We start from the raw sequence: 25,300 nt of genomic DNA, 5'->3' as shown, positions 1-25,300 counted from the left end.
CGGACGACCAGCGAAGGAGCATCCCGTGGCCCAGTCCATCGGCATCATCATGAACGGCGTCTCCGGGCGCATGGGCTATCGGCAGCACCTGCTGCGGTCGATCCTCGCGATCCGCGAGCAGGGCGGGGTTCTCCTCTCCGACGGAACCCGCGTGCAGGTCGAGCCGATGCTCGTCGGGCGCTCGAAGGAGAAGCTCGCCGAGCTCGCCGCGAAGCACGGCATCGAGCACTACACCGACAGCCTCGACGAGGCGCTCGCGAACCCCGACTTCCCGATCTACGCCGACTTCCTCGTGACGACGAAGCGCGTCGAAGCCATTAAGAAGGCCATTGCCGCGGGCAAGCACATCTACACCGAGAAGCCCACCGCCGAGAGCTTCGACGACGCCCTCGAGCTCGCGCGCCTCGCCACCGCGGCGGGCGTCAAGAACGGAGTCGTGCACGACAAGCTCTACCTCCCCGGGTTCCAGAAACTGCGCCGCCTCATCGAGTCGGGCTTCTTTGGCCGCATCCTGTCCGTGCGCGGCGAGTTCGGCTACTGGGTGTTCGAGGGCGACTGGCAGCCCGCCCAGCGCCCCAGCTGGAACTACCGCGCCGAGGACGGCGGCGGCATCGTGAGCGACATGTTCGCCCACTGGAACTACGTCATCGAGAACCTCTTCGGCCGCATCGACAGCGTCTACGCGCGGGCCGTGACCCACATCCCGACGCGCGTCGACGAGGCCGGGGCATCCTACGCAGCGACCGCGGATGACGCCGCCTACGCGATCTTCGAGCTCGACGGCGGCGCGATCGTTCAGCTCAACTCGAGCTGGGCCGTGCGGGTGAACCGCAAGGAGCTCGTCGAGTTCCAGGTGGACGGCACGCTCGGCTCGGCCGTCGTCGGGCTCTTCGGCTGCCGCATCCAGCCGCGCAACGCCACCCCGAAGCCCGTCTGGAACCCGGACCTGCCGGAGACGCACGACTACTTCCAGGACTGGATCGAGGTGCCCGACAACGACGTGTTCGAGAACGGGTTCAAGGTGCAGTGGGAGCAGTTCCTGCGGCACGTGCTCGAGGATGCGCCGTACGAGTTCGACCTGCTCGCGGGCGCCCGCGGGGTGCGGCTGAGCGAGGAGGGCCTGCGCTCCTCGGCGGAGGGGCGTCGCATCCAGCTCCCCGCGGTGTCGCTGTGATGCTGCGCCTCCTGGACGCCGACGGGGGCGTGACCTCCACGCAGCTCGCGGCCGCGCCGGCCTTCTCGAAGCCCGCCGCCCCGCTCGAGTCGCGGGTGGCGTACGCCGCCGCGCACGTCGTGCCGCGGGTGACGGGCAACAACGTGCCGGGCGCCCCCGCCGATGTGGACTGGGATGCGACGCTCGCGTTCCGTCACCACGTCTGGTCGTGGGGGCTCGGCGTCGCCGACGCGATGGACACGGCGCAGCGCAACATGGGCCTCGACTGGACCGCGTGCGCCGAGCTCATCCGCCGGAGCGCGGCCGAGGCGGCGTCGGTCGGTGGGGCGCTTGTGGTGGGCGTCAACACCGACCACGTCGACTCGGCCGCGATCTCGGTCGACGAGGTCATCGACGCGTACGTCGCCCAGCTGGAGGTCGCCGAGGATGCCGGGGCCGGCGTCGTCCTCATGGCGAGCCGTCACCTCGCCCGCGCGGCGAGCGGCCCGGGCGACTACGAGCGGGTCTACCGCGCTGTGCTGTCGCGCGCGGGCGGTCCCGTCGTGCTGCACTGGCTCGGCACCGCCTTCGACGCGAGCCTCGCGGGCTACTGGGGCTCGGTCGACGTCGCCACCGCGAGCGACACGGTGCTGCGCATCATCCAGGAGAACCCGGCGAAGGTCGCGGGCATCAAGATGTCGCTCCTGGATGCCTCGGCCGAGATCGCCCTCCGCTCGCGACTGCCCGAGGGCGTACGCATGTTCACGGGCGACGACTTCAACTTCGTGGGTCTCATCGACAGCGGGTCGGATGCTCTGCTGGGGGCCTTCGCCGCATTCGCCCCGAACGCGTCGGCGGCGATCCAGGCGCTCGACGCGGGCGACCGGGCCGGCTTCGAGCGCATCCTCGGCCCCACCGAGGCGCTCGCCCGCCAGGTCTTCGCGGCACCGACGCAGTACTACAAGACGGGTGTCGCGTTCCTGTCGTGGCTCAACGGGCACCAGTCGGCGTTCCAGATGGTCGGCGGGCTGCACTCCGGCCGCGACCTGCGGCACCTGAGCGAGATCGTGCGGCTCGCCAACGAGGCGGGAGCGCTCGAGCGGCCCGAGCTCGCGGCCTCCCGCTGGCACGCGATGCTGGCGGTGAACGGGCTGTGAGCGGGGCCGCGGCGACCCGGTTCTCGCTCAACCAGGCCACGATCAAGTTCGCGTCGCTCACGGAGGCCGTGGATGCGACCGTCGCGGCGGGAATCCCCTCGATCGGGTTGTGGCGCGAGCCGGTCGCGGAGTTCGGCCTGCAGGCGTCGGCCGCGTACGTGCGCGACGCCGGGTTGCGGGTCTCGAGCCTGTGCCGCGGCGGGTTTCTCACGGCCGTCGAGGCGGGCGCTCGCGCCGCCGCCCTCGACGACAATCGGCGCGCGATCGAGGAGACGGCGGCGCTCGGCGCCCCCGCCCTCGTGCTCGTCGTCGGCGGGCTGCCCGCCGGGTCGCGCGATCTCGCGGGCGCGCGGGAGCGGGTGCGGGATGCCCTCGGCGAGCTCTCACTGGATGCCCGGGCCGCGGGCATCCAGCTCGCCATCGAACCGCTGCACCCCATGTACGTCGCCGACCGCGCCGTGGTGTCCACGCTCGGTCAGGCGCTCGACATCGCGGAGCAGTTCGATGCGCGCGACGTCGGCGTGGTGGTCGACACGTTCCATGTGTTCTGGGACCCGGACGTGCTGCCGCAGATCGCCCGCGCCGGGGCATCCGGCCGCATCTCCAGCTACCAGGTGTGCGACTGGAACCTGCCCATCGCGACGGATGCACTGCTCTCGCGCGGCTACCCGGGCGACGGGTTCATCGACTTCGAGTCGCTCACGCGCGCGGTCGCTGCGGCGGGCTACGAGGGCGACGTGGAGTGCGAGATCTTCCGCCAGGACATCTGGGATGCGCCGTACCCCTCGGTCGTCGAGACGTCGCTGTCGCGGTACCGGGAGCTCGTGGAGCCGTACCTCTAGACCGCGTCGGCGAAGACGCTCGTCACCACGCTGGCGGGGACGGGCCGACCGTCGGCGGTGACGAACTCGAGGTGCACGGGCTGGCCGCTGGCCTCCTCGACGTAGGCGACGCTCGGCCCGGTCGGCAGGGCGCGGTGCCGGTCGCCCCACTCGGTGAGGGCGACGAGCACCACCCGCAGGTCGCGGCCCGCGGGGGTCAGCACGTACTCGAAGCGCTCTCGCGCGTTCTCGTCGCGGTAGGCGCGCTTCTCGAGCACGCCGTACTCGACGAGCGTCGCGAGCCGGTTGGCGAGGATGTCACGGGCGACCCCGAGAGAGTCGCGGAACTCGCTGAACCGCGCTCGGCCGCGGAACGCCTCGCGCAGGATCAGGAGGGTCCACTTCTCGCCCAGGACGTCGAGGCTGCGGGCGATCGAGCAGCGGGCGTTGAACTCGGTGGGATCCATACCGCCATCTTAGCTGAGTTTGATAATCGGACCGAGGGTGCTAGGTTGTGAATCCCAACCCAGCTAGGAGCATCCCATGACCGATCTCTCGGGCGCCATCGTCCTCGTCACCGGAGCGAACGGAGGGCTCGGCACCGAGTTCGTCCGCCAGGCGCTCGACCGGGGAGCCGCCAAGGTCTACGCGACGGCCCGCACCCCGCGCGACTGGGACGACGCCCGCGTCGTTCCCCTCGCCCTCGACGTGACGGACGAGGCATCCGTCGCCGCCGTCGCGCAGCAGGCGTCCGACACGACCGTCGTCATCAACAACGCGGGCATCGGCGGCACCGCCCCCATCGCGACGGGCGACATCGCGCTCATCCGCTCGATCATCGAGACCAACCTCTTCGGCGCGATCCACGTGGCGCGAGCGTTCGCCCCCGTCCTCGCCGCGAACGGCGGCGGTGCCCTCGTCGACGTGCACTCCGTGCTCAGCTGGGTCGGGTTCGCCGGAGCGTACAGCGCGTCGAAGGCCGCGTTCTGGTCGGTCACGAACTCGCTGCGCCTCGAGCTCGCCCCGGCGGGCACCCACGTCGTGGGACTGCACCTCGGCTACACCGACACCCCGATGACCACCGACGTGACGGAGCCCAAGAACGACCCCGCCGACATCGTGCGCCTCGCCTACGACGGACTCGAGGCCGGCTCGCTCGAGGTGCTCGCCGACGAGATCAGCGTGCGCGTGAAGCAGGGGCTGGCGGCGCCGGTGGAGGCGCTGTACCCGCAGCTCGCGCGCTAACCGCGGAGCAGCTCGGCGATCATCCCCACCCCGGCCTCGAGCTCGGCGAACGAGGTGCTGAGCGGGGAGAGCCCGAGGCGGATGCCGTCCGGCCGTCGGAAATCGGGGACGACCCCGCGCTCCCACAGCCGCGGCATGAGCTCCGCGAAGCGGGGGTGGTCGATCGTGATGTGGCCGCCGCGGCGGGCGGCGTCGCGGGGTGACGCGAGCCGGGCATCCGGCAGCACGTCGTCGACGAGCGCGATCGCGTGCTCCGTGAGGGCGACCGACTTGGCGCGCACCGCCTCGAGACCGGCCTCGTCGATGAGGGCGACCATGTCGCGCATGGCCTGCATGCCCACCATCGGCGGGGTGCCGGACAGGAAGCCCCGGATGCCCGGAGCCGGCTCATACCCCTGCCCCATCTCGAACGGGCTCGCGGATCCCAGCCACCCCTGGATCGGCTGCCGCAACTCCGCCTGCAGGTCGGACCGCACATAGAGGAACGCCGGAGCTCCCGGCCCGCCGTTCAGGTACTTGTACCCGCAGCCGACAGCGAGGTCGACGCCCCAGTCGTCGAGCGGCGTGGCGACGACTCCGGCCGAGTGGCACAGGTCCCACAGCACGAGGGCGCCAGCGTCGTGAGCGAGCGCGGTGATCGCCGGGATGTCGGCGAACCACGCCGAGCGGTACGCGACCGAGCTCAGCACGAGGAGGGCGGTCTGCTCGCCGAGCACGGGTGCCACGAGCTCAGGGGTGACCCCGCCGTCGTGCGGGGTCTCGACCCAGCGAACGGTGAGACCGCGGTCGCGAGCGATGCCCTCGACGAGGTACCGGTCGGTCGGGAAGTTGTCGCGATCGATGACGATCTCGGTGCGGCCCGGCCGGGCATCCAGAGCCGCGCGGATGAGCTTGTACAAGCTCACAGTCGTCGAGTCGGCGATCGCGACCTGGCCGGGGGCGGCGCCGAGGGCCACGCGGCCGAGCTCGTCGCCGAGAGCTAGGGGCAGCTGCATCCAGCCCTCGTCCCACCCACGGATGAGGCGACCGCCCCACTCCTCGCGGAGGAACGCCTCGACCCGCTCGATCGACGCGGTCAACGGCCTCCCGAGCGAGTTGCCGTCGAGGTAGGCGACGAGGCCGGGGCTCCCGACGAAGCGATCGCGGTAGTGCGCGAGCGGGTCGGCGGCGTCGAGCGGATGCACGGACCGAGGCTACCGCGCTGGCGCTGCCTCGGCCCGCGATCGAGTTGCCACTCGTGGCGGGAATGGCGCCCCCAGACCCGCCACGAGTGGCAACTCGACGCCGAGGCAGCCGGCTACGCCGCGCCAACCTGGCGGCGGGCCTCGTCGAGCACCGTCATGATTGCGACCGTGTCGTCGAGGGAGTGCAGGGGCGACTCGGTGCGGCCCTCGGCGATGTACGTCGCGACCGCGACGGCCTCGTAGCAGAGGCCATCGCGCCAGCGGAAGCCGTTCGGGTCGTCCATGCTCGCGAGCACCTCGTCGTCGCGCACGAGGTGCAGCTCGCCCGGGCCCATGAAGTCGCGCGGCAGGCGCACCTCGGCGAGGGTTCCGCTGACCGCCGCACGGCGCGGCGTGGAGACGAGCATGCTCGTGGTGAGCACCGCTTGGGCGGGAGTGCCGTAGTCGAGGATGACGGCGGCCTGAGCATCCACGCCCGTGGCGGTCAGCGAGCCGCGGGCCGTCACCGCCGAGGGCGTCCCGAGCACGAGGTGCGCGAACCACACCGGGTAGATGCCGACGTCGAGGAGCGCCCCGCCGCCGAGCGCCGGGTTGTAGGCGCGACCCTGCGGGTCGGTGTCGAACACCGCGCCGAAGTCGGCCGTGACCGTGAGCACGTCGCCGAGGGCGCCGTCCTCGAGCAGTCGCGCGAGCACCGTCGTCTGCGGCAGGAACCGCGACCACATCGCCTCCATCGCGAAGACCCCTGCTGCGCGCGCCGCCACCGCGATCTCGCGCGCCTCGGCGGCGGAGAGCCCGATCGGCTTCTCCACGAGCACGTGCTTGCCCGCGCCGATCGCGAGGAGCGCGAGCCGCCGGTGCTCGCTGTGCGGAGCGGCGATGTAGACGACATCCACACCGGGGTCCGCGACGAGCTCGTCGTACGAGCCGAACGACCGCCCGACGCCGTGACGGGCGGCGAACTCCTCCGCCCGCGCGAGCGTGCGCGACGCGACAGCGGCCACGCGCTGGTCGGTGTTGCGGTGCAGGGTCTCGGTCCAGGCGTCGGCGATGCCGCCGGGAGCGAGGATGCCCCAGCGCACGACGGGACCGCCGCGCAACGGCACGTGGGTGGGCTCGGGGAGGATCATGCGACGACGCTACTACCGCCGCTCGACCCTCCGCACGCGCGCCGAGCGAACCGCCGCCCGCCCGTCGCCGAGCGCCGCCCGGGCGTCCTCCGGCAGGGAGATCGGGGCCGCCGGATCCATCGACAGCACCTCGATCGTGACCTCGGCCGCCCCGTCGAGGAGGTCGAGCGGCAGCATCCACGACCGCCCCGTGAAGTAGCGGTCGTCCACCGGCCGCCCGTCGACGATCGCGCGGGCGACATCGCCGACCCAGTCGAGCTCGATCAGTACCCGCAGCCCCTCGCGCATCGGCAGCCCCGAGACGTCGAGCCGCCACCGGCCGGCGTCGGTCCAGTCGGTCGGTGCGGATGCCCGCTCCCACGGTCCGAGGCGAACGGGGGCGGGCATCCCGGCCTCCCGCAGTGCCGTGACAGGCACCTCGGCCGGCAGCGGATAGCCGGGCTCCAGCACCCGCCGCACGAACCGCTCGCCGTCCCACTCGTCGAACTCGGGATGCTCGCGCTCGGCGTACAGCCACTCGGGAGTGACCACGTCGTCGCACAGCACGAGGCGATCCCCCACGACGTGGGCGCGCTCCGCGTCCGCGCGAGACAGGAGGAGGAACCCGTCCACGTTCACCCGCTCGCGCAACGGCACCTCGGCTCCGTCGAAGGAGAGCCGCGCATCCGGGCCGCCGGTGACGACGAGGACGCCGCCGATCGCCGTCACGATCTGTGCCGTCGCCCAGTCGACGACACCGCCCGCCCACTCGAAACCGAAGGGCCAGAAGAAATATGCACCAGAAGGAATATCGACCGGGGGGAATCCCTCGAACACCACCCCGCGGTGCTCGGGCAGCGTTACGTGCGGCTCGTGATTCGTGACGAACACGAAGCCGCGGCCCCCCGAGCCGCGCACCGCCCAGCGCAGGGTCGTCGTGTCGCCGACCTCCGGCGCGTCCGGCGGCAGCACGAGGGGGAGTGGCGCGAGCCGGTCGCCGAAGCACGCGAGGAAGTGGTGCTGCAGCCGCAGCTTGCCGAGACTCGGCCTCGACTCGCCCATCACCCCGAGCGGCGCACCGAAGTCGTAGGAGAGCTCCGGCAGGTCGTTGCGGGCGCCCGTCGCGTGCGACTCCTGCAGTCCCCGCGCCGGATTGATGCCGTCGTGGAACATGTAGTACCCCTGCCACGTCGACCCGCTGCCGAGCTTCGTCAGGGCGAGCGCCGCGACATCGTCGGGCAGCGCGGTCGGTCGGCGGTGATAGGCCGAGACCATGCCGCCGCCGAGCTCGCACGTCGCGTAGGGGTAGCGCGACGGGTCCAGGTTCGACGGAGTGAGCGCGGAATCTCGCGTGTCCGCGCCGACGCCGACCTCGTCGCGCTCGTCCGAGTAATAGAAGTTGCTGGCGCTCGATGCGTCGTAACCGGCGTCGTGGGCGATCCAGAACGCCTCCGAGTATCCCGCGTAGAGCGGCAGCACGCGGTCGATCGGCAGGTGCGCGCCGCCCCACGCCGTGCCCGTCCACAGCGGGGCGTCGATGCCGCACTCGCGAGCGAGGTCGACGAGCGCCGCGAGGTGCTCGGGGTCGTCGTAGAGCTCGTTCTCCACCTGCACCGCGAGCAGCTCGAGCCCGTCCAGCTGCTCCCCCAGCGCCGCGAACCAGCGCCGCGCCTCCGCGAGGTAGCGCGGGTCGTTGGAGCGCGGCTCGAGGTCGCGCGCCAGGAGCCAATCGGGGAACCCGCCATTGCGCGCCTCGGCGTGCGCCCACGGCCCGACACGGAGGAAGACGTCGAGACCGTGCATCCGGCACAGTTCCACGAACGCCCGCAGGTCGAGCGATCCGTCGAAGCGCAGCTGCCCCTCGACCTGCTCGTGGTGGATCCAGATCGCGTACGTCGCGAGCACCGTCACGCCGGAGGCGGCGATCTTGCGCAGCTCGTCGTCCCATGCCGATCGGGGAATGCGACTGAAGTGCACCTCGGCGCTCACCGGGATCACCGGGATGCCGTCGCGCTCGAGGTATCGGCTCGTGACCGCGATGCCGCGCCCGCCGAGCGGCAGGTGGTCGCGCAGCGGCTCGGCCGCCTCGGGGACGATCATCGACCCACCCCCGGGAACAGCAGGCGCTCCGGCAGCGACGTCGCGAAGTAGTCCACCGAGCCGTCGGCCCGAACCGCGGTCGGAGTCGTCGGCTCGCCGCGCACCTCCCCGAGCGAGGCGGGCGGATGCGACGCCCGCGACTCCTGACCCGACGCGACGCACGCCCGCTCCCACGCCGCGATCGCGCGGCCCTCGCCGCCCTCCCACGGCTGGAACGGCCGCGACTCGAGGAGGGCCACCGCCTCCGTCGCGCGGTCGACATCGACGAGGAGCCCGGCGTATTCGATCGCGAGATCGTCGCGGGACAGCGCGGCGAGCGGCACGCGCGCGAGTCGCGCGGCGGGAGTGGCTCCGGCGCGGGCGAGCAACTGGTCGGACTCGAACCACAGCCGGGCATCCGTCGGCGCGACCGCGAGCGCTCGCTCGTACAGGTCGATCCCCGACTCGGCGTCGCCCGTCGTCACGACCGTCGCGAGGGCGGCGTTGCGGAGCGTGACCGGGTTCTCGTCGCCGAGCTCGAGCGCGCGCAGCCAGTGCCGGAGCGCCTCGGAGCGGCGGCCGGCGCCGTAGAGCAGGCACCCGAGCAGGGAGTGGGCGCGAGCATCCGACTCGTCCCCCTCGAGGGCGGCGACGAGCGCGTCGAAGTCGTCGAGCCCGTGCGGGAACGCGCGGTCGACGGGGGCCCGGCGCGCCCGCTCGAGGTCGGGGCCCGCGTCGAGACCCGCGAGCCGGGCGAGGTGCGCCCGGCGGTAGAGCGCCATCGTGCGCACATCCCCGGCGCCCGGGACGGGCTCCGCCTCCGCGACGGCGTCGAACAACGCGAGCGCGTGGTCGAGCTCGCCGATTCCCGCGAGCTCGGTCGCGGTGTCGAGGAGGATCGTGGGGTCGTCGGACGGATGCGCGCCGTCGAGAAACCTCAGCAGGGCATCCAGCGGATCCAGCGCCCGGGACTCGGCGAGCGCGACCGCCGCATCGAACCAGCGGTGCTCGCGGCGCAGCAGCACCACGAGCAGCGTGCGGGCGCGCAGGTCGTCGGCGTCGAAGCGCAGGGCCTCGCGCACGTTCTCGAGCGCCTCCGCGGTGCGGCACGACGCGGCATCCAGGCGAGCCATCTCGAGGGATGCGGCGTGCCGGAACTCGGCGTTCCACCGGGACTTCGCGAACGACGCGTAGGCGTCGCCCCGACGGCCGAGGCGCACGAGCACGAGCCCGCGCAGGTACGCCGGCTCCCCGTCGCGCGGGTTGGAGTTGTAGAGGCGTTGCCGCGCGAGCGCCGCATCCACCCCGGCGAGCGCTTCCGCGTAGCGCCCCGCCCGGTACGAGCGCCAGGCGAGCGACACGAGGGCACGAGCATCCCCCGGGTCCCGACGCAGCGCCTCCTCGAGGTACGGCAGCGGCGAGCGGGTCGGATGCCGGTACTGCTCGAGGTGCGTTGCGATCAGGTGCAGCTCGTCGCTCGAGGCCACCTGCGACGGCTCGGGTGGTTCGGTCGCGACGGCGGGAGGCGGGGTCGGCGCGTCGAGGCGCGGCTGCCACTCGAGGAGCACGCCCACGACCAGCCGCAGCTCGTGCGCCTCCCCGTCGAACGGCAGCTCCGCGGTGAACGGATGCCCCGGCGCCACGTCGACCGTCCACTCGCCGTGGATCTCGCTCCCCCGCCGCAGCGCCACCCGCACTCCGCTGTGACGCCGAGTCACCGCGGCCCCGAGCCGCGCGACCCCGCCCTCGACGGAGAGGTGAACCGCGGCATCCCGGTTCGCCTGGTGCACCACGCCGATGCCCTGGTACGGGTACCAGTACTGGGTGAAGGACTTCGTCTCGCCGGGGGCGATGAAGCTGAAGTCGGGCTGGTTGTCGGTGTAGACGCCCGCCATGAGCTCGACGTACGGGCCGTCCTCGTCGGTGAGGTGGGCATCCCACGCGTGGCCGAAGGGCGCGTTGCCCCACGTCCACTGCTTCTTACCGGGCGCGATGTTCCGGTCCGCCCAGTGCACGAAGCCGGCGCCCGCGCGGTGGTCGTAGCCGCCGAAGAAGTCGTCCTGCGTCGAGGTGACCATGTAGGAGGTCGGCACGGTGATGTTGCGGTACCAGTCGAGCCGGTCGGCTCCCGGGCGCGCCGGGTAGTCGACGCCGTAGTACGGCCGGTCGGCGGTCGGGAAGGCGGTGATCGCGCGGCGGGCGTGGTCGGCGACCCAGTGCACATCGGTCGGGAAGAACGACTGGTAGTCGTCGTGCACGGCGGCGGCGACGTTCGCCCACCACAGGAACGTGTGCCGCTCGCTCGTGCGGTTGTGCAGGCGGGCGGCGAGCTCGATGAGGGCCGAGCCCGGTCGGAGGCGGATGCCGTGCATCCCCTTCATGCGGTCGAACGGGTCGTGGTCGCTGCACCACACCGTTACCGAGTCGTCGTGACCCCACTCGATGTGCGAGTCGGTGGGCAGGAAGGTTGCAGGCCGGTGGTGCTGCGGCCAGTTGAACTCGACGCCGCCGGAGACCCAGGGGCCCGCAAGACCGACGAGAGCGGGCTTGATGACCGAGTTGCGGTAGAAGAAGTCGTAGCCGGCGACCTTGTCGAAGCCGACGTGGATGCGCCCGCCGAGCTCGGGCAGAATGACGAGGCGCACGAACTCGTTCTCCAGGTGCAGCGCGTCCCACTCCCGCTCGACCGGCTCGGTCGCGATGGAGTCGATGAACGGCAGCGGGTAGACGGCGCCGCTCGAGCCCTGGTAGACCCGCTCGTCGAGGTACATGGGGTAGCGGTCGGGCTCGCCCGGCTCGTAGGTCGGGATCGTGATGGGCTCGCGCCACGCGATCACCTGGCCGGCGGCCAGCTTCGTCGCGAGCGCGGGGGGTGCAGACGGCAGCGTGAGCATGCGGTCAACGCTAGGAAGCTCGCGCCTGGAGGAGAATGCACGAACCCGCTCGCGATATGGACGATTCGATGATGTGATTGTCGGATGGCTCTCGCCGACGGATTCCCCGGGGAGCGGTTCGAGATCGTCCCGCGCCCCGTCGTCGTCGACGCCCTCGCGCGGCCCGTGACCCGTCGCCTCGTCGTCACGGACGCGGGATACTTCCCCGCCGCGGCTGGGCACGCACGCTCGCGTCCCACCGGGGCTCACGAGGACATTGTGATGATCTGCACCGCCGGGTCGGGCGGCGTCGTGGTCGACGGCGTCGAGTTCGCCGTATCGCCGGGATGCGCGGTGCTGCTGCCTCGCGGCATCCCGCACTCCTATCGCGCCGCCGCGAGCGAACCATGGACGATCTGGTGGTGCCATCTGCGTGGCACGGATGCCCCGGAGCTCGTCGCCGCGACCGGCGCTGGAGCATCCCGCCCTGTGCTAATCCTCCGCCAGCCCGGGGCGGCCGTCGCCCTCATCGACGAGATCGTCGGCCACCTCGAGCGCGGCCACGGTCCGGCGAACCTCCTCGGCTCGACCGGGGCGGCCTTCAAGCTCTTCACCCAGCTCGCGATCGACCAGCTGCTGCCGGAGCGCGGCGACCCCGTCGAACGGGCGATGGCCTACCTCGCCGACCGGCTCGACTCCCCGGTGCGGGTCGACGACCTCGCCGCGCTCGTCGGCGTCTCGGCGTCGCACCTCGGAGCGCTGTTCCGGCGGGCGACGGGCGGCGGCGTGCTCGCCTACCAGACGAGCCTCAGGATGACGCGCGCCCGCAGCCTCCTCGACCGCACGGGCCTCCCCGTCGCCGAGGTCGCGCGTGCCGTCGGCCACGACGACCCGCTGTACTTCTCCCGCCACTTCCGCGACCGGCACGGGGTCTCCCCGACGGAGTACCGCGCGATCCACAAGGGGTGACCCTCCGCAAGGGCCCACCCGAGTCGCACGGGCGCGCAAAATCACCCGAGCCCATGCGAGTTACGTGAGCCCTTAGGGGCCGCTCTACTCCAGACCGCGCCGCGCGATCACGTCGCGGTACCACGCCGCCGAGGCCTTCGGGGTGCGCTCGAGCGTCTCCAGGTCGACGTGCACGATGCCGAACTTCTGCGAGAAGCCCGCCGCCCACTCGAAGTTGTCCATGAGCGACCACAGGTAGTACCCGCGCACGTCGGCGCCGTCGTCGATGGCCCGCGCGATCCACTCGAGGAACCCGGCGACGTAGCGGATGCGCTCCTCGTCGTGCAGCGGGCCGTCGACCGACGACGGCCCGTCGGCGACGCCGTTCTCGGTGATCCAGATCGGCCCGTCGAAGCCGTACTCGTCGCGCGCCATCATGATCGCGTCGTAGACGCTCTTCGGGTAGAACTCCATCCCGTTATCGAGGAAGTTGCCGCCCGGATGCCCGTCCCCGGCGACCCACCACTGCGGGTTGTAGTTCTCCGCGCTCACGACGACGCGCGAGTAGACGTTGAGGCCGAGGAAGTCGATCGGCTGGCTGATGGACTCGAGGTCGCCGTCCCGGATCTCCGGCATGACCCCTTCCGCAGTGAGACGGGAGACGATGCGGTCGCCGTAGGCGCCGCGCAGAAGGGGGTCGAGGAAGAAGCGGAACGAGTCATCCTCGTCGCGCTGCGCGAGCGCGAGGTCGGCCGCCGAGTCGGTCGCGGGATGCCGCTGCCAGATGTCGAGAACGAGACCGATCTCCGACCGCTCCGCCGCCGCGGACGCCCGGAACGCCGAGACCCCGGCGCCGTGCGCGAGCAGCGCGTGGTGCATGGCCTGCTTCCCGAGCCGCGGGTCGGCGTGGCCGGGGGCGAAGATGCCCATGCCGTAGCCGACCCAGATCGCGATCGGCTCGTTGAGGGTCGCCCAGCGCGTGACGCGGTCGCCGAGCTCGTCGAACGCGAGCGCGGCGTACTCGCCGAACCATCCTGCGACGTCGCGGTTGCCCCAGCCGCCGCGGTCCTCGAGCGCCTGCGGCAGGTCCCAGTGGTACAGGGTGACGTTGGAGGCGATGCCCGCGTCATCCAGCTCGTCCAGCAGGCGCTTGTAGAAGTCGAGGCCGGCCTGGTTCACACGACCGGTGCCCTCGGGCAGCAGCCGCGGCCAGCTGAGCGAGAAGCGGTACGTGTCGAGGCCGAGGTCCTTCATGATCGCGACGTCCTCGCGGAACCGGTGGTAGTGGTCGACGGCGACCTCTCCGCCAGGCTCGTCGCGCCACACCTTGCCAGGGGTGTGGCTGAACGTGTCCCAGATCGACGGCCCCTTGCCGTCGAGGTCCCACGCGCCCTCGATCTGGAACGCGCTCGTCGCGACCCCGAACTGGAAGTCGCGGGGGAAGGTGATTCTGGGCATGCTGGCGCTTTCTGTGCTGAAGAAAAGGGGCGGGCCGATGGACGCGACCCGCCCCGAGATAGAGAAGGATGCCGCGCTCGGCGCAGCGCGGCATCCTTCCGTCTAGTCGGCGATGGTGACCGTGAAGCCCTGCTCCTCCGCGTACTCCGCGATGCGGTCCTGCCATGCCTTGAAGCCCTCGGCGATCGAGGTCTTGTTCGAGATCGCCTGGCCGACGGTGTCCTTGTAGACGCTGCCGATGTAGGGCTGGAACGGCGTCCAGCTCCAGCCGACGACGGTGTCCTGCGCGGACTGGGCGAAGATCTGGCGCGCCTGCTGGCCGCCGAGGTACGCGATCTCCTCGTCGATGAACGCCGGGTCCTCCCACACCGCGTTGGTGGTGGGCAGCAGTCCCTGGTCGTCGCGCAGCGACGCGACACCCTCCTCGGAGCCGTTCACCCACAGGGCGAACTCGGTGGCCGCCTCCTGCTTCTCGCTCTGCGCGAGGACGACGGATGCACTGCCACCCCACTGGCTCGTGCCGGTGTCGCCCTCGTTCCAGACCGGCTGCGGTGCGACGCGCCACAGGCCCTCGTTCTGCGGGAGCACGCCCGTGAGGGCCTGGAGGCCCCACGCGCCGACGACCCACGTCGCGATCTGCCCGTCGCCCATCTGCTTGAACCACTCGTCCGAGCCCTGCACGGACTCGAGCGTGAGGCCGGCGTTGTTGAGCTCGGTCCAGTAGTCGGCCCACTGCAGCGCCTCCTCGGACTGCAGGTCGAGGGTCAGATCGGTGCCGTTCTCGATGGTCCACGGCTTGGCGCCGAGCTGCCAGAGGCCCATGTAGGGGGCATCCACGAGTCCGGGCTCGAGGTAGGTAATGTAGGCGTTCGGGTTTGCGGCGTGCAACTGCTCGGCCGCGGTCGCGTACTCGTCCCACGTCGTCGGCACCTCGACGCCCGCGGCCGTGAAGAGGTCCTCGCGGTAGTACATGACGCCGGGGCCGAAGTCCTGCGGCACCCCGTAGATCGCGTCGCCGAACTGCACGAGGCTCACCACGCCGGGCAGGAACGTGTCGGAGATCGACTCGCCGCCGGTCTGCGTGAGGTCGGCGAGGGCGCCGGTGAGCGCGAACGCGGGGATGGCGTCGTAGGTCATATGCGCGACATCCGGTCCGCCGGAGCCGGCGTCGACCGCATTCTGGATCTTGGTGTACTCGTCGATGCCGACGCCGACGTTCTCCACCTTGACGGTGATGTTCGGGTGCGCCTCCTCGAACTTGTCGACCGTGGTCTGGATGTCGGGCAACCACGTCCAGAACGTGATCTCGACGGGCTCGTCCGACGGGGTGTCGGAGCTGGTGCAGCCCGTGATGACAAGGGCTGTGGCAGCGAGTGCTGCGGCGACGGTCACCGCGCGGCGGACGCCGCGGGGTGCTGTGTGTCGGATCATTGATTCTCTCCTTGTGATGCTGACTTGACTCTTCGTTGAGAAGCGCCCACTCGATCCCCGGCCGGGCCGGCCAGGGTGTCGTCTCGCACCGACGATCGCCGCGTCGTCACTGCTTGACTCCTCCCGCCGCGATACCGGACTGCCAGTACCGCTGAAGGAAGATGAAGGCCACGATGAGCGGCAGGACCGCCAGCAGTGACCCCGTGATCACCAGGGGGTAGAGCGGCTGCACGACGCTCACCCCGCCCGCGTTCGCGAGCTTGTTCCAGAGGCTCAGGCCCACGGTGAGCGGGAACTTGTCCGACTCGTTGAGGACGATGAGCGGCAGGAAGTAGTTGTTCCAGGTCGCGACGAGCTGGAAGAGCAGCACGGTCACGAAGCCGGGCACCATGAGCCGGAAGGCGATGGTGAAGAAGATGCGCCACTCCCGGGCGCCGTCGATGCGGGCCGCCTCGATCATCGATTCGGGAACCGCATCCTGCGCGTAGACCATCATGAGGAACAGGCCGAACGGGCTCGCGAGCGCCGGCAGGATGACCGCCGCCTCGGTGTTGATCAGCCCCCACTGGGTGAAGAGCATGTAGGTCGGCACGGCGAGCGCGGTGCCCGGCACGGCGGTCGCGCCGAGGATGGATGCCACGACCCCGCGCTTGCCGAAGAAGTCGAACTTCGCGAGGGCGTACCCGCCCATCGCCGCGATGAGGGCCGCGCCGCCCGCGCCGACGACGGCGTACAGGATCGTGTTTCCGAACCAGCGGAAGAAGATGCCGTCCTGGTAGGTGGCGAGCTGGGCGACGTTGTCGAAGAACGCGAACGTGTTCGGGAACGCGAGTCCGAAGGTCGTGAACAACTCCTCGTTGCTCTTCGTGGAGTTCACGAGCAGCCACACGAGCGGCAGCATGAAGTACGCCAGGAGCATCCAGAACAGGATGGTCAGCACAGGGGACTTGCGGATGCGCATCAGACGAACCGGTCCCTCCGTGCGACGCCGAGCTGCACGACGTAGGCGATGACGACGGTGAGTCCGCCGAGGAGCACGGCGATCGCCGCCGCGTAGTTGGTCTGCCCGCCCATGAACGACAGGCTGTAGGCGTAGAGGTTCGGCGTGTAGTTGGTCGTGATGACGCTCGGCCGCAGGGCCTGCAGGATGCTCGGCTCGTTGAACAGCTGCAGGCTCCCGATCACGGAGAAGATGAGCGCGAGCGTGAGCGCCGGCCGCAGGGCGGGCAGCTTGATCGACCACGCCTTGCGGAACTCTCCCGCCCCGTCGATCGCGGCGGCCTCGTAGACCTCCTCGGGGATGGAGCGCAGCGCGGCGTAGAAGATCAGCATGTTGTAGCCGACGAACGACCACGTGACGATGTTGCCGACCGAGCCGAGCATGAGGCCGGGCCCGAGGAAGTCGGGGGCGGGCACCCCGAAGAAGCCGAACACCTGGCCGGCGAGCCCGAACCGCCCGCCGAAGATGTAGCCCCACATGAGCGCCGCGACGACGGCGGGCACCGCGTACGGCAGGAACAGTCCGATGCGCACGATGCGGCTGCCGGCGAGGCGCCCGGAGTCGATCGCGAGCGCGGCGAGCACCGCGATGAGCAGCATGATCGGCACCTGAACGACGAAGAACAGGAGCACGCGCAGCACGCCGTCGTGCAGCAGGGTGTCGCCGAGAGCCCGAACGTAGTTGTCGATGCCGACGAACACGGTGCCGCCGATGAGTTGCTTCTTGAAGAAGCTGATCACGAGGGCGTAGCCGAGGGGCACGACGATCGTGAGCGTGAAGACGACGATGAACGGGAGCAGGAACGCGTAGGCGATCCGGCTGGCCCGGAGCTTCGCGCTGGGACGACGGCGGCGCGTGGATGCGGCGACGTCGACGAGTGCGGTGGGCGCGGTCATCCGGTCGCCCCCGCGGATTCCTTCAGCACCCGCACGTCCCACGGCCCGAGCTCGATCGTGCCGTGGGCGACTCCCTCGAGGTCCGTAACCGGCATGGGGGGTGTCACCGTCTGCGACTCGAAGCCCCAGTTGTGAACGAACCACAGGCGCTCGCCGGCGCCGTTGACCGCGCCGTGCACCGTCACCCGGCCGGGTACGAGCTGGGACGCCCACGGGTGCTCCGGGGCGTCGGCGGCGAGCCAGCGGCCGAGGCTCTCCGCGAGCTCGAGGCTCGGCAGGCTGCCCAGGTAGCTGATGCGGCCCTCGCCGTGCGGGTGGGTCGTCGCCGCGGCCCAGCGACCGAAGTGCGGATGCTCGTACCCCGCGATCACCTCGGCACCGTGCGACTCGAGTCCCTCGATGAGTCCCTCAGCCTCTCCGGAGAGCTGCCCCGAGACGGGCACCGGTGCGAGCAGGTTGGAGAACTCGTCGTACCGCACCCCGGCCTCCGCGGCGATCCCCGCGGGCTGCACGTCGAGGCGCGGTCGGCCGATCTCGTCGGCATAGAGCGAGCGGATGCTCAGCACGAGGTGGCCCCCGGCGGCGGCGTACTCCCGCAGCCGTGCCACGAGCTCGTCGCTCACGAGGTACAGCGCGGGCACGACGAGCACCGGGAGCTCGGCCGCGAGCGCGACGGGGTCGGCGAGCTCGGCGTCGGCGGCGTGCATGACGCGAACCTGGTGGCCGGCGCGGCTGAGGCCTCCGTAGAAGCGGTACACGATGCGCTCGTAGGACGCGGCGTCCTTCGGCCCCTGCTTCTCCGCGGGAGCCGTCGGGTCCTGCAGCGGCGGGTGGAACTCGAACGCCCAGCGGGTCGGCATGGAGAACAGCAGCCCGACGCGCGCGTCGGGCACGATGCCCTCGACGGCGGGGCCGGCATCCCGGATCTCCCGGCCGAGCGCGGCGATCTGCTCGTAGACGCGACCCGGCTGGAAGCTGTGCGGCAGGATGCCCCCCCAGTAGGTCTCCCACGACCCGTGCATGGTGTGCCAGTGCCAGTACTCGATCGCCCGGGCACCGCGGGCGATCATCGCCCACGCGACCTGCCGCCACTGCCCGTCGTAGGCGGGGTAGTTGAACCAGGGGAAGCCGATCGACGTCGCATTGGTCTCGGTCACCATGAACGGCGACTGGCCGATCGCCCACGTGCGGTCGGCGACGAAGAACGGCGCCCAGCTGCCCGACGGCGGGAACGCGTACTCGCCCGCGGTCTCGGCCGCGAGCTCGGACTGGGTCGCGAGGTACTGGTTGGCGGCGACGAGGTCGGATGCCCGCCCGATCGCCCGATCGTCGACCGCGGCCCGCATCGGGTCGATGCACGTCGTGACGAACTGGTCGTCGCTCGCGAACTCGCGCACGATCCCGACCTGCCACGCGATGTACTCGGTCGTCAGGGTCGCCTGGTAGCGGCGCCACGCGAGGTCGTACTGGGGCACGTGGTTGCCGTCGGGGATCCACAGCTGATCGATGTCGGTCATGCGGTGGGCCCAGTGGGTGAGGTTCCACGCGTCGTTGATCGCCTCGACATCGCCGTACTGCTCGAGGAGCCAGGCCTTGAAGCCGGCGAAGACGTGCGCGTTGTGCGGCACCTGGTGGCCGGGCTCGTTGTCGACCTGGAAGCCGACGACGGCGGGGTGGTCGGCATAGCGGCCGACGACCTTCCGGATGATCCGCTCGGCGTACTCGCGGAAGACGGGATGCGACGTGTCGGTCTCCTGGCGAGCGCCCCAGTTCACGCGCACGCCCGTCTTCTCCTCGGCGGCGATCTCGGGGTGCTTGATCATGAGCCACGGCGGCACGGCGTAGGTCGGGGTGCCGAGCACGACGGAGATGCCGTGCTCGTGCGCCGTGTCGAGCACGGGCGCGAGCCACTCGAGCTCGAACTCGCCGTCGCGCGGCTCCCACGTCGACCACACCGACTCGCCGACCCGGATGAGGGAGAACCCGGCCTCGCGCATGAGGCGGAAGTCCTCGTCGACGCGCTCGACCGGCTCGTACTCGGGGTAGTAGGCCGCGCCGAAGAGGATGCGGTCTCCGATCCGGTAGGTCGGGGTCTCGGGCACGCAATCACTCCTTCGTGGTCGGCGCGCGGTCGTGCGCCGAGTCCAATTGTTTGCGCAAACAATTCTGTTGTCAAGCGGGAGCCGTGCTGCGCTAGCGTGAATCCCCATGAGCGAGCACAGCGGCGTCACACGATTCGGGATGATCGGCCACGGGTGGATGGGCAACGCCATCGCCCCGGACTTCCGGGAGTGCGACGGGGTGGAGCTCGTCGCGCTCGGGGCGCGGGACGCGGAGCGTGCTCGGCCGTGGGCCGAGGAGCGGGGCATCCCGTCGACCGTCGCGGTGGACGAGCTCCTCGCACGCGACGACATCGACGTCGTGTACATCGCGACGCCGCACCACAACCACGCCGAGCTCGCCCTGCGCGCCATCGACGCCGGCAAGGCCGTGCTCGTCGAGAAGGCGTTCACGACGACTCTCGCCGAGGCCGAGCGGGTGGTCGATGCGGCCCGCACGGCGGGTGTGTTCCTCATGGAGGCGATGTGGACGCGGTTCAACCCCGCGATCCGGGTCATCCAGCGCCTTCTCGCGGAGGGGGCGATCGGCAACCCCCGCACGGTCATGGCGAGCTTCGGCTTCCCCCTCCCCTACGGCGACCACCGGCTCTGGGATCCGGCGCGCGCCGGCGGCTCGCTCCTCGACCAGGGCGTGTACCCGCTCACGATCGCGCAGCTCGTGCTCGGCGAGCCGCAGTCCGTCGCCGCGACCGGGTCGCGGCTCGGCTACGACGGTGCCGACACCGGTGTCGACAGCGAGCTCGGCGTGCTGCTGGGCTACCCGGGCGGTCAGCAGGCGGTGCTCGCATCATCCATCCGCACGCAGTTGCCGCTCTCCGCAGCGATCGGCGGCGACGAGGGGCTCATCGAGATCGCGGAGGCGTTCTGGTCGGACACGACGTACACCCTGCGCAAGCCGGACGGATTCCGCGAGACGCGCACCGAGGCGAAGGAGGGCAACGGGTACGTGCCGATGCTGCGCGCCGTGCACGAGGCGGTGTCGAACGGATGGCTCGAGCATCCGCTCTCCTCGCACGCCGACTCGCTCGCACTCATGCGCACCGTCGACCGCGTGCGGGCCGCGCTCGGGTGACGCGCGTCCCGCACCACCCCGCCCGCAAGGGCACACTAGATTCGCACGGGCACGGCGAACTCCGCGTGCCATTGCGAGAGAGGTGTGCCCGTACGGCTACTGGAGCGGGGGTGCCGTCGACTGCCGCACGATGAGGTTCGGGATGAGCGGCTCCGGCTCGAGGGGCGGCTCGCCGTTGATGAGCGCGAGCACCGCCTCGATGCAGCGGCGACCGAGGGCCGTGAAGTCCTGGCGGATCGTCGTGAGCGGCGGGATCAGGTACGCCGCCTCCGGCACGTCGTCGAAGCCGACGACGCTGAAGTCCTCCGGCACGCGGCGCCCCGCCTCGTGCAGCGCGAGCAGCACGCCCTGCGCCATGCGGTCGTTCGCGACGTAGACGGCCGTGGCGCGGTGGTCGCGGGCGAGCTCCTTGCCGACGACGTACCCGCTCTCGGCGGTCCAGTCCCCCACGAGCGGCTCGGTCGCGACGAGCCTGGCCTCGCTCGCGGCGTCGCGCCAGCCCTGCACGCGCGACTCCGAGACGGTGAAGCCGGCCGGCCCGGAGACATGACGGATGACCCGGTGCCCGAGGTCGATCAGGTGGCGGGTCGCGATGCGCGAGCCCTCCGCGGAGTCGAGCATGATCGGCTTGTGCACCCCGGACTCGTAGGAGCTGAGCGTCACGACCGGGATCTCGTCGAAGCTCACGAACGCCGCGTGCGCGGTCGCGTCCTGCGGCGCGATCATCACGACGCCCTCGACCGACTGGCTCGCGAGCCGCTCGAGCGCTTCGGTCATGGTGCGGTAGTTCGACTCCCGCAGGCTCACGATCGACACTCCGTAGCCGGCCTCGCGGGCCGCCTGCTCGACCCCCCATAGCGCGGTCGCGGGGCCGTAGCTCAGATAGTCGGTGGCGATCACGCCGATGGTGCGGGAGCGGCTCGTCGCGAGCGTGCGCGCGGCCATGTTCGGGCGGTAGTCGAGGCTGTCGATGGCCTGCAGCACGCGGTCGCGCGTGTGCGGCTTGATGAACTCGTAGTCGTTGAGCACGCGCGAGACCGTCTGCGGCGACACCTTCGCGAGGCGTGCGACATCGGCCATCGTCGGTGCCCGCACCTTCGAGCCCTGCTGACGCGCCACTGAGCACTCCTTCGTTACCGCAAACAATAGTAAGCTGACGACGACGCGAGCCGCGTCATTCGGCGCACCATCACCCCCTCATCAGGAAGGGCCCTCATGGAGCGCGTCTGCTTCACCATGCTCGTCGCCGCCGAGCACCGGGACACGTACGTCGCCATGCACGCCGATCCGTGGCCGGAGCTCGTCGCCGAGCTCGACCGCACCGGCTGGCAGGACTACTCGCTGTTCCTCCGCGACGACGGCGTGCTCGTCGGCTACCTCGAGTCGCCCGACTGGGAGTCCGCGCAGCGCGACATGGCCGCCGCGGAGGTCTCGCCGCGGTGGTCGGTCGAGATGGATCGGCTCGTCGTGCCCGGCACCGTCATGCGGTGGCCGACGCTCGCCCTCCACCTCGAGTCCGCCCTCGGACTGCCCGAGGTGCGAGCGCCCTACCGCCATTGCGCGGTCGTCGACGCGCTGCCCGAGATCGATGACCGGATGCTCGAGCGCCTGCACTCGAGCGGCATGCGGAACCTCTCGGTCTTCGTCCGCGACGACGGCGTCGCGGTCGCCTATGGCGAGACCGACAGCCCGGGCATCCCGAGCTGGCCCTGGTCGCGACCGAGCCGCCCGCTGCGCGAGGTCTTCAACCTCGACGAGCAGCTTGCTCGACTGGGCAGCACTAGATAGACCGGTTTACCTGCCGACCGGTAGATTGGCTGGCATGTCCGAGAGCCCCCGCGCCAAGCGCCCGACGATCTCGGATGTCGCGGCTCGCGCCGGCGTCTCGAAGGGAGCCGTCTCCCGCGCCCTCAACGGCGGACAGGGCATCAGCGAGCCGACGATCGCGCGCATCCGCGCGGCCGCCCTCGAGCTCAACTGGACGCCGAGCGCGACCGCCCGCGCCGTCAGCGGCGCGGCGTCCCACGCGATCGGCCTCGTGCTCCGCCGACCCGCGGAGCTCCTCGAGGACGACCCGTTCTTCCCGGCGTTCATCGCCGGGGTCGAGGGAGTGCTGAGCCGCGCCGGCTACGCCGCCGTGCTGCGCTTCGTGAGCGACACGACGACCGAGCGCGACGCCTACACCCAACTGTTCGGCGAGCGCCGTGTCGACGGGTTCCTGCTCACCGACCTCCGCCAGCGCGATCAGCGCTTCGACTGGCTGCAGGCGATGGGTGCCCCCGCGATCGTCGCGGGGACGCCGCCGAAGGGATGCCCGTTCCCCAGTGTCGGCACGGGCAGCGCCCCCGCAGTCCGCGAGCTCGTGCAGCACCTCCTCGACGACGGGCACACCCGAATCGCGCACGTCTCCGGACCGAGCACCCTGCGCCACGCCCGCCGCCGCACGCAGATCTGGTCGGACACGATCCGCGCCGCGGGGCTCGAGCCGGGACCGCTCGTCGACGGCGAGTTCAGCGCCGACGGCAGTGTCCGGGCGACCGAGGAGCTGCTGGCCCTGCCGGAGCCGCCGACGGCGATCTTCTACGCGAACGACATCATGGCGATCGCCGGGATGTCCGTGCTCGCCGAGCACGGCTACCGGGTGCCCGACGACATCGCGGTCGCGGGCTTCGACGACGTGAGCCTCGCGAGTTACGTGGTGCCGTCGCTCACGACCGTGCACTGCGACTACCGCACGATGGGCCGCCGCGCGACGCAGATGCTGCTCGCCGTGATCCGGGGCGACGAGGTGCCCCACGTCGCCCCGGGCATCGGCGCTCAGCTGCGGGTGCGGCGCTCCAGCACGCGCACCCCGAAGGGCTCGAGCTCGAACTGAGCCGCTGGCGCGCCGTCGAGTCCCTCGAGCGACTCGCCCGCGGGAAGCGTGGGCGTCACGGGAACGGTGTCGCCCGACACGTTGACGAACCACGTGAAGCGGCGCCCGTCCTCGTGCCGGAGCCCGTCGACGACCACCCGGTCATCGCCCGACGCGACCTCGCCGGCCGCCCCCGCCTCCGCGGCGAGCGCGGCGTAGAGCCGCAGCACGTCGTCGTCGCGGCTCGAGTGCTCGCGCGTCGCGCCGAAGTACTCGATCGAGTACGTGGACAGGTACACCGCGCCATCCCCGACCCGGCGCCGCACGAGGGCGGCGCGGCCGCGCTGATCGCGCGCGAGCACCTCGACGCCCTCCGGCAGCGCCGAGTCGTCGAGCGGCAGCATGTGGCGGGCCTCGATGCTGCCCGCGACGGGGAAGAGGAGAGACTCCCCCGCCGCGAGAGATCCGAACGGCGTCGTGACGGTCCACTCGACGACGTCGTCGACGGGTTCGCGCAGTCCGTAGCGCAGGGTGTGGGGCATCCCGGCGAGGGCCGCGACATCCGGCCACCACGACCCGCGGTGCGACCCGCTCACCCCGCTGAACCACGACCAGTAGACGTGACTGCCGGCGGCCGCCCACTCCTCGAGGAGCGTGACGGTCGGCGCGGTGATGAGCTTGTTCGACGGCACGATCACGAGGTCGGTGCGCTCGAGCTCGTCGAGCTCGCGCACGATCGCGGGGGCGAGTCCGGCTCGCTGCGCCGCGAGGTAGGCGTGGTGAGTCACGACCGAGATCGCCGGGCGCTCCTCCGGGGAGATGCGCGGGTGCTGGTCGATGAATGACGGCAGCAGGATGCTCGTGCGCGTCGCCTCCCGTCGCGTGCGCGGGAAGTCCACCCGGTCGAGGATCTCCCGGAACGCGGTCACCTCGCCGAGCTGCTGCTTGGGGCTCCCGTCCGCTCGAGTGAGCCCGAAGCGCAGCTCGAACGGGTGGTGGCGGTACGGGTCTTGCTCCCACAGGTCGAAGTCGGTGTTGTTCCACGGCATCCAGCCGGTCGCCCCCGCGAGCAGCGAGAGGTGGAACGACTGCCGGTACAGGTCGCTCGCGGCGGCATCCGACGACAGCGCGTCCGGCACGCCGAACTCCTCCAGGATGACCGGCAGGCCGAACTGGGCGAGCTCGCACGAGTACGCCGCCGACGAGTGCACGCGCACCTGGTCGGTGCCCATCGGGTAGCTGTGCGGGCCGATGAAGTCGACGAGGTCGAGCTGGCGGCGGATGCGGAAGCCCGACTCGCGGCCGCTGAGCTCCATCGTCCACGCGCCGTCGCCGAGCGAGAGCGGCTTGTCGCTGCCGCCGTCGCGCACGGCGGCGCAGCACGTCTCCGCCCACAGCCGCACCGAGTCGGGATCGGACTGGCCCGCGTAGTTCGTGAACTCGTTGGAGACGAGCCATCCGTACACCGCCGGCGACGGGCCGAACCGCTCGACGACGCGACGGATGAACCAGCCCTGCTGCTCGAGCATGAACGGGTCGGTGTACAGGTCGCGACCGTCGCGCCACGGCACGTCCCAGTCCTCGCCGGACATGTGCCCGACGAGGAAGGTGGGGATGGTCGGGATGCCCAGTTCCTCGCTCGCGGCGAGGAAGCGGTCGTACGCCGCCATCCGCTCCTCGTCGATCACTCCCGGCTCCGGGTGGAAGTCGGGCCAGAACAGGAACGAGCGCGTCATCGTGAAGCCGGCGTCGACGAGGGTGCGCAGCTCCTCGCGCACGACCGTGTCGTCGTAGGCACGCCACATGAACGGTCCGCCCGCGCGCGACCAGTAGTTGACGCCGAGGATCACCTGCGAGTCGAGGTGCGGTCCGGGGCGGTCGAGGGGTTCTGCAGACACCA

At 71.1% G+C, this 25,300-nt stretch carries 20 protein-coding genes; 8 read left to right on the top strand and 12 right to left on the bottom strand.

Annotated elements, in window-relative coordinates:
- The first annotated feature begins 49 nt into the window (after positions 1-49).
- Genes Q5716_RS00220 through Q5716_RS00210 form a run of 3 tightly spaced genes read left to right on the top strand, consistent with a single transcriptional unit; the run spans position 50 to position 3,152 of the window.
- Positions 50-1,174, top strand: coding sequence for a Gfo/Idh/MocA family protein (locus tag Q5716_RS00220; RefSeq protein ID WP_305002940.1), 1,125 nt, complete (start codon positions 50-52; stop codon positions 1,172-1,174).
- Complete coding sequence (locus Q5716_RS00215; RefSeq protein WP_305001075.1) at positions 1,174-2,310, top strand: dihydrodipicolinate synthase family protein; 1,137 nt, start codon at positions 1,174-1,176, stop codon at positions 2,308-2,310. The genes Q5716_RS00220 and Q5716_RS00215 overlap by 1 nt, the downstream gene beginning before the upstream one ends.
- Positions 2,307-3,152 (top strand): sugar phosphate isomerase/epimerase family protein, encoded by an 846-nt coding sequence (locus Q5716_RS00210; protein WP_305001074.1) that lies wholly within the window; start codon positions 2,307-2,309, stop codon positions 3,150-3,152. The genes Q5716_RS00215 and Q5716_RS00210 overlap by 4 nt, the downstream gene beginning before the upstream one ends.
- Here Q5716_RS00210 and Q5716_RS00205 read toward each other — a convergent pair.
- Positions 3,149-3,598 (bottom strand): winged helix-turn-helix transcriptional regulator, encoded by a 450-nt coding sequence (locus tag Q5716_RS00205; protein WP_305001073.1) that lies wholly within the window; start codon positions 3,596-3,598, stop codon positions 3,149-3,151. The two genes, Q5716_RS00210 and Q5716_RS00205, sit on opposite strands and share 4 nt — an antisense overlap.
- 76 nt (positions 3,599-3,674) lie before the next feature.
- Here Q5716_RS00205 and Q5716_RS00200 point away from each other — a divergent pair, with 76 nt between their 5' ends.
- Positions 3,675-4,376, top strand: coding sequence for an SDR family oxidoreductase (locus tag Q5716_RS00200; RefSeq protein ID WP_305001072.1), 702 nt, complete (start codon positions 3,675-3,677; stop codon positions 4,374-4,376).
- Here the strand turns inward: Q5716_RS00200 and Q5716_RS00195 are convergent.
- The 4 genes from Q5716_RS00195 to Q5716_RS00180 form a co-directional block, all read right to left on the bottom strand.
- Positions 4,373-5,560: a kynureninase gene (locus tag Q5716_RS00195; protein WP_305001071.1), complete on the bottom strand. Its 1,188-nt coding sequence runs from the start codon at positions 5,558-5,560 to the stop codon at positions 4,373-4,375. The genes Q5716_RS00200 and Q5716_RS00195 overlap by 4 nt on opposite strands.
- Before the next feature lie 113 nt (positions 5,561-5,673).
- On the bottom strand, positions 5,674-6,690 hold the full coding sequence (locus Q5716_RS00190) for a Gfo/Idh/MocA family protein (protein WP_305001070.1): 1,017 nt from the start codon (positions 6,688-6,690) through the stop codon (positions 5,674-5,676).
- 12 nt (positions 6,691-6,702) lie between these two features.
- Positions 6,703-8,769, bottom strand: a complete 2,067-nt coding sequence (locus tag Q5716_RS00185; protein WP_305001069.1) for a beta-galactosidase — start codon at positions 8,767-8,769, stop codon at positions 6,703-6,705.
- Entirely contained in the window at positions 8,766-11,642 is a 2,877-nt protein-coding gene (locus Q5716_RS00180; RefSeq protein WP_305001068.1) for a DUF5107 domain-containing protein, read from the bottom strand. Before Q5716_RS00180 ends, Q5716_RS00185 begins: the two co-directional genes overlap by 4 nt.
- Before the next feature lie 84 nt (positions 11,643-11,726).
- Between Q5716_RS00180 and Q5716_RS00175 the strand changes: the two genes are divergently transcribed.
- Positions 11,727-12,590, top strand: coding sequence for a helix-turn-helix domain-containing protein (locus Q5716_RS00175; RefSeq protein ID WP_305001067.1), 864 nt, complete (start codon positions 11,727-11,729; stop codon positions 12,588-12,590).
- A gap of 84 nt (positions 12,591-12,674) precedes the next feature.
- Here Q5716_RS00175 and Q5716_RS00170 read toward each other — a convergent pair whose 3' ends face one another.
- The 5 genes from Q5716_RS00170 to Q5716_RS00150 form a co-directional block, all read right to left on the bottom strand.
- Positions 12,675-14,027, bottom strand: coding sequence for a GH1 family beta-glucosidase (locus Q5716_RS00170; protein WP_305001066.1), 1,353 nt, complete (start codon positions 14,025-14,027; stop codon positions 12,675-12,677).
- A 102-nt stretch (positions 14,028-14,129) separates the two neighbouring features.
- Entirely contained in the window at positions 14,130-15,458 is a 1,329-nt protein-coding gene (locus Q5716_RS00165) for an ABC transporter substrate-binding protein (protein WP_305001065.1), read from the bottom strand.
- 106 nt (positions 15,459-15,564) lie between these two features.
- On the bottom strand, positions 15,565-16,419 hold the full coding sequence (locus tag Q5716_RS00160; RefSeq protein ID WP_305001064.1) for a carbohydrate ABC transporter permease: 855 nt from the start codon (positions 16,417-16,419) through the stop codon (positions 15,565-15,567).
- Positions 16,419-17,354: a carbohydrate ABC transporter permease gene (locus Q5716_RS00155; protein WP_305001063.1), complete on the bottom strand. Its 936-nt coding sequence runs from the start codon at positions 17,352-17,354 to the stop codon at positions 16,419-16,421. The genes Q5716_RS00160 and Q5716_RS00155 overlap by 1 nt, the downstream gene beginning before the upstream one ends.
- On the bottom strand, positions 17,351-19,456 hold the full coding sequence (locus tag Q5716_RS00150) for a beta-galactosidase (RefSeq protein ID WP_305001062.1): 2,106 nt from the start codon (positions 19,454-19,456) through the stop codon (positions 17,351-17,353). The genes Q5716_RS00155 and Q5716_RS00150 overlap by 4 nt, the downstream gene beginning before the upstream one ends.
- A 106-nt stretch (positions 19,457-19,562) precedes the next feature.
- On the opposite strand from Q5716_RS00150, the gene Q5716_RS00145 reads away from it, so the two are divergent.
- Positions 19,563-20,546, top strand: a complete 984-nt coding sequence (locus Q5716_RS00145) for a Gfo/Idh/MocA family protein (protein ID WP_305001061.1) — start codon at positions 19,563-19,565, stop codon at positions 20,544-20,546.
- 96 nt (positions 20,547-20,642) lie between these two features.
- Here the strand turns inward: Q5716_RS00145 and Q5716_RS00140 are convergent, their stop codons facing one another.
- Complete coding sequence (locus Q5716_RS00140) at positions 20,643-21,665, bottom strand: LacI family DNA-binding transcriptional regulator (RefSeq protein ID WP_305001060.1); 1,023 nt, start codon at positions 21,663-21,665, stop codon at positions 20,643-20,645.
- Positions 21,666-21,761: 96 nt separating this feature from the next.
- On the opposite strand from Q5716_RS00140, the gene Q5716_RS00135 reads away from it, so the two are divergent.
- Together Q5716_RS00135 and Q5716_RS00130 are read left to right on the top strand one after the other, a co-directional pair.
- A complete protein-coding gene (locus tag Q5716_RS00135) occupies positions 21,762-22,334 on the top strand; it encodes an L-rhamnose mutarotase (RefSeq protein ID WP_305001059.1) in 573 nt (190 codons plus the stop codon).
- A 34-nt stretch (positions 22,335-22,368) separates the two neighbouring features.
- Positions 22,369-23,421 (top strand): LacI family DNA-binding transcriptional regulator, encoded by a 1,053-nt coding sequence (locus tag Q5716_RS00130; protein ID WP_305001058.1) that lies wholly within the window; start codon positions 22,369-22,371, stop codon positions 23,419-23,421.
- Here Q5716_RS00130 and Q5716_RS00125 read toward each other — a convergent pair.
- Complete coding sequence (locus Q5716_RS00125; RefSeq protein ID WP_305001057.1) at positions 23,364-25,298, bottom strand: cellulase family glycosylhydrolase; 1,935 nt, start codon at positions 25,296-25,298, stop codon at positions 23,364-23,366. The genes Q5716_RS00130 and Q5716_RS00125 overlap by 58 nt on opposite strands.
- Between the last annotated feature and the right edge of the window lie 2 nt (positions 25,299-25,300).

The organism is Antiquaquibacter soli, from assembly GCF_030580675.1.
Classification (GTDB): Bacteria; Actinomycetota; Actinomycetes; order Actinomycetales; family Microbacteriaceae; genus Rhodoglobus; species Rhodoglobus soli.
Note: the sequence above shows the minus strand (reverse complement) of the source record. Positions and strands in the feature narration are given on the sequence as shown.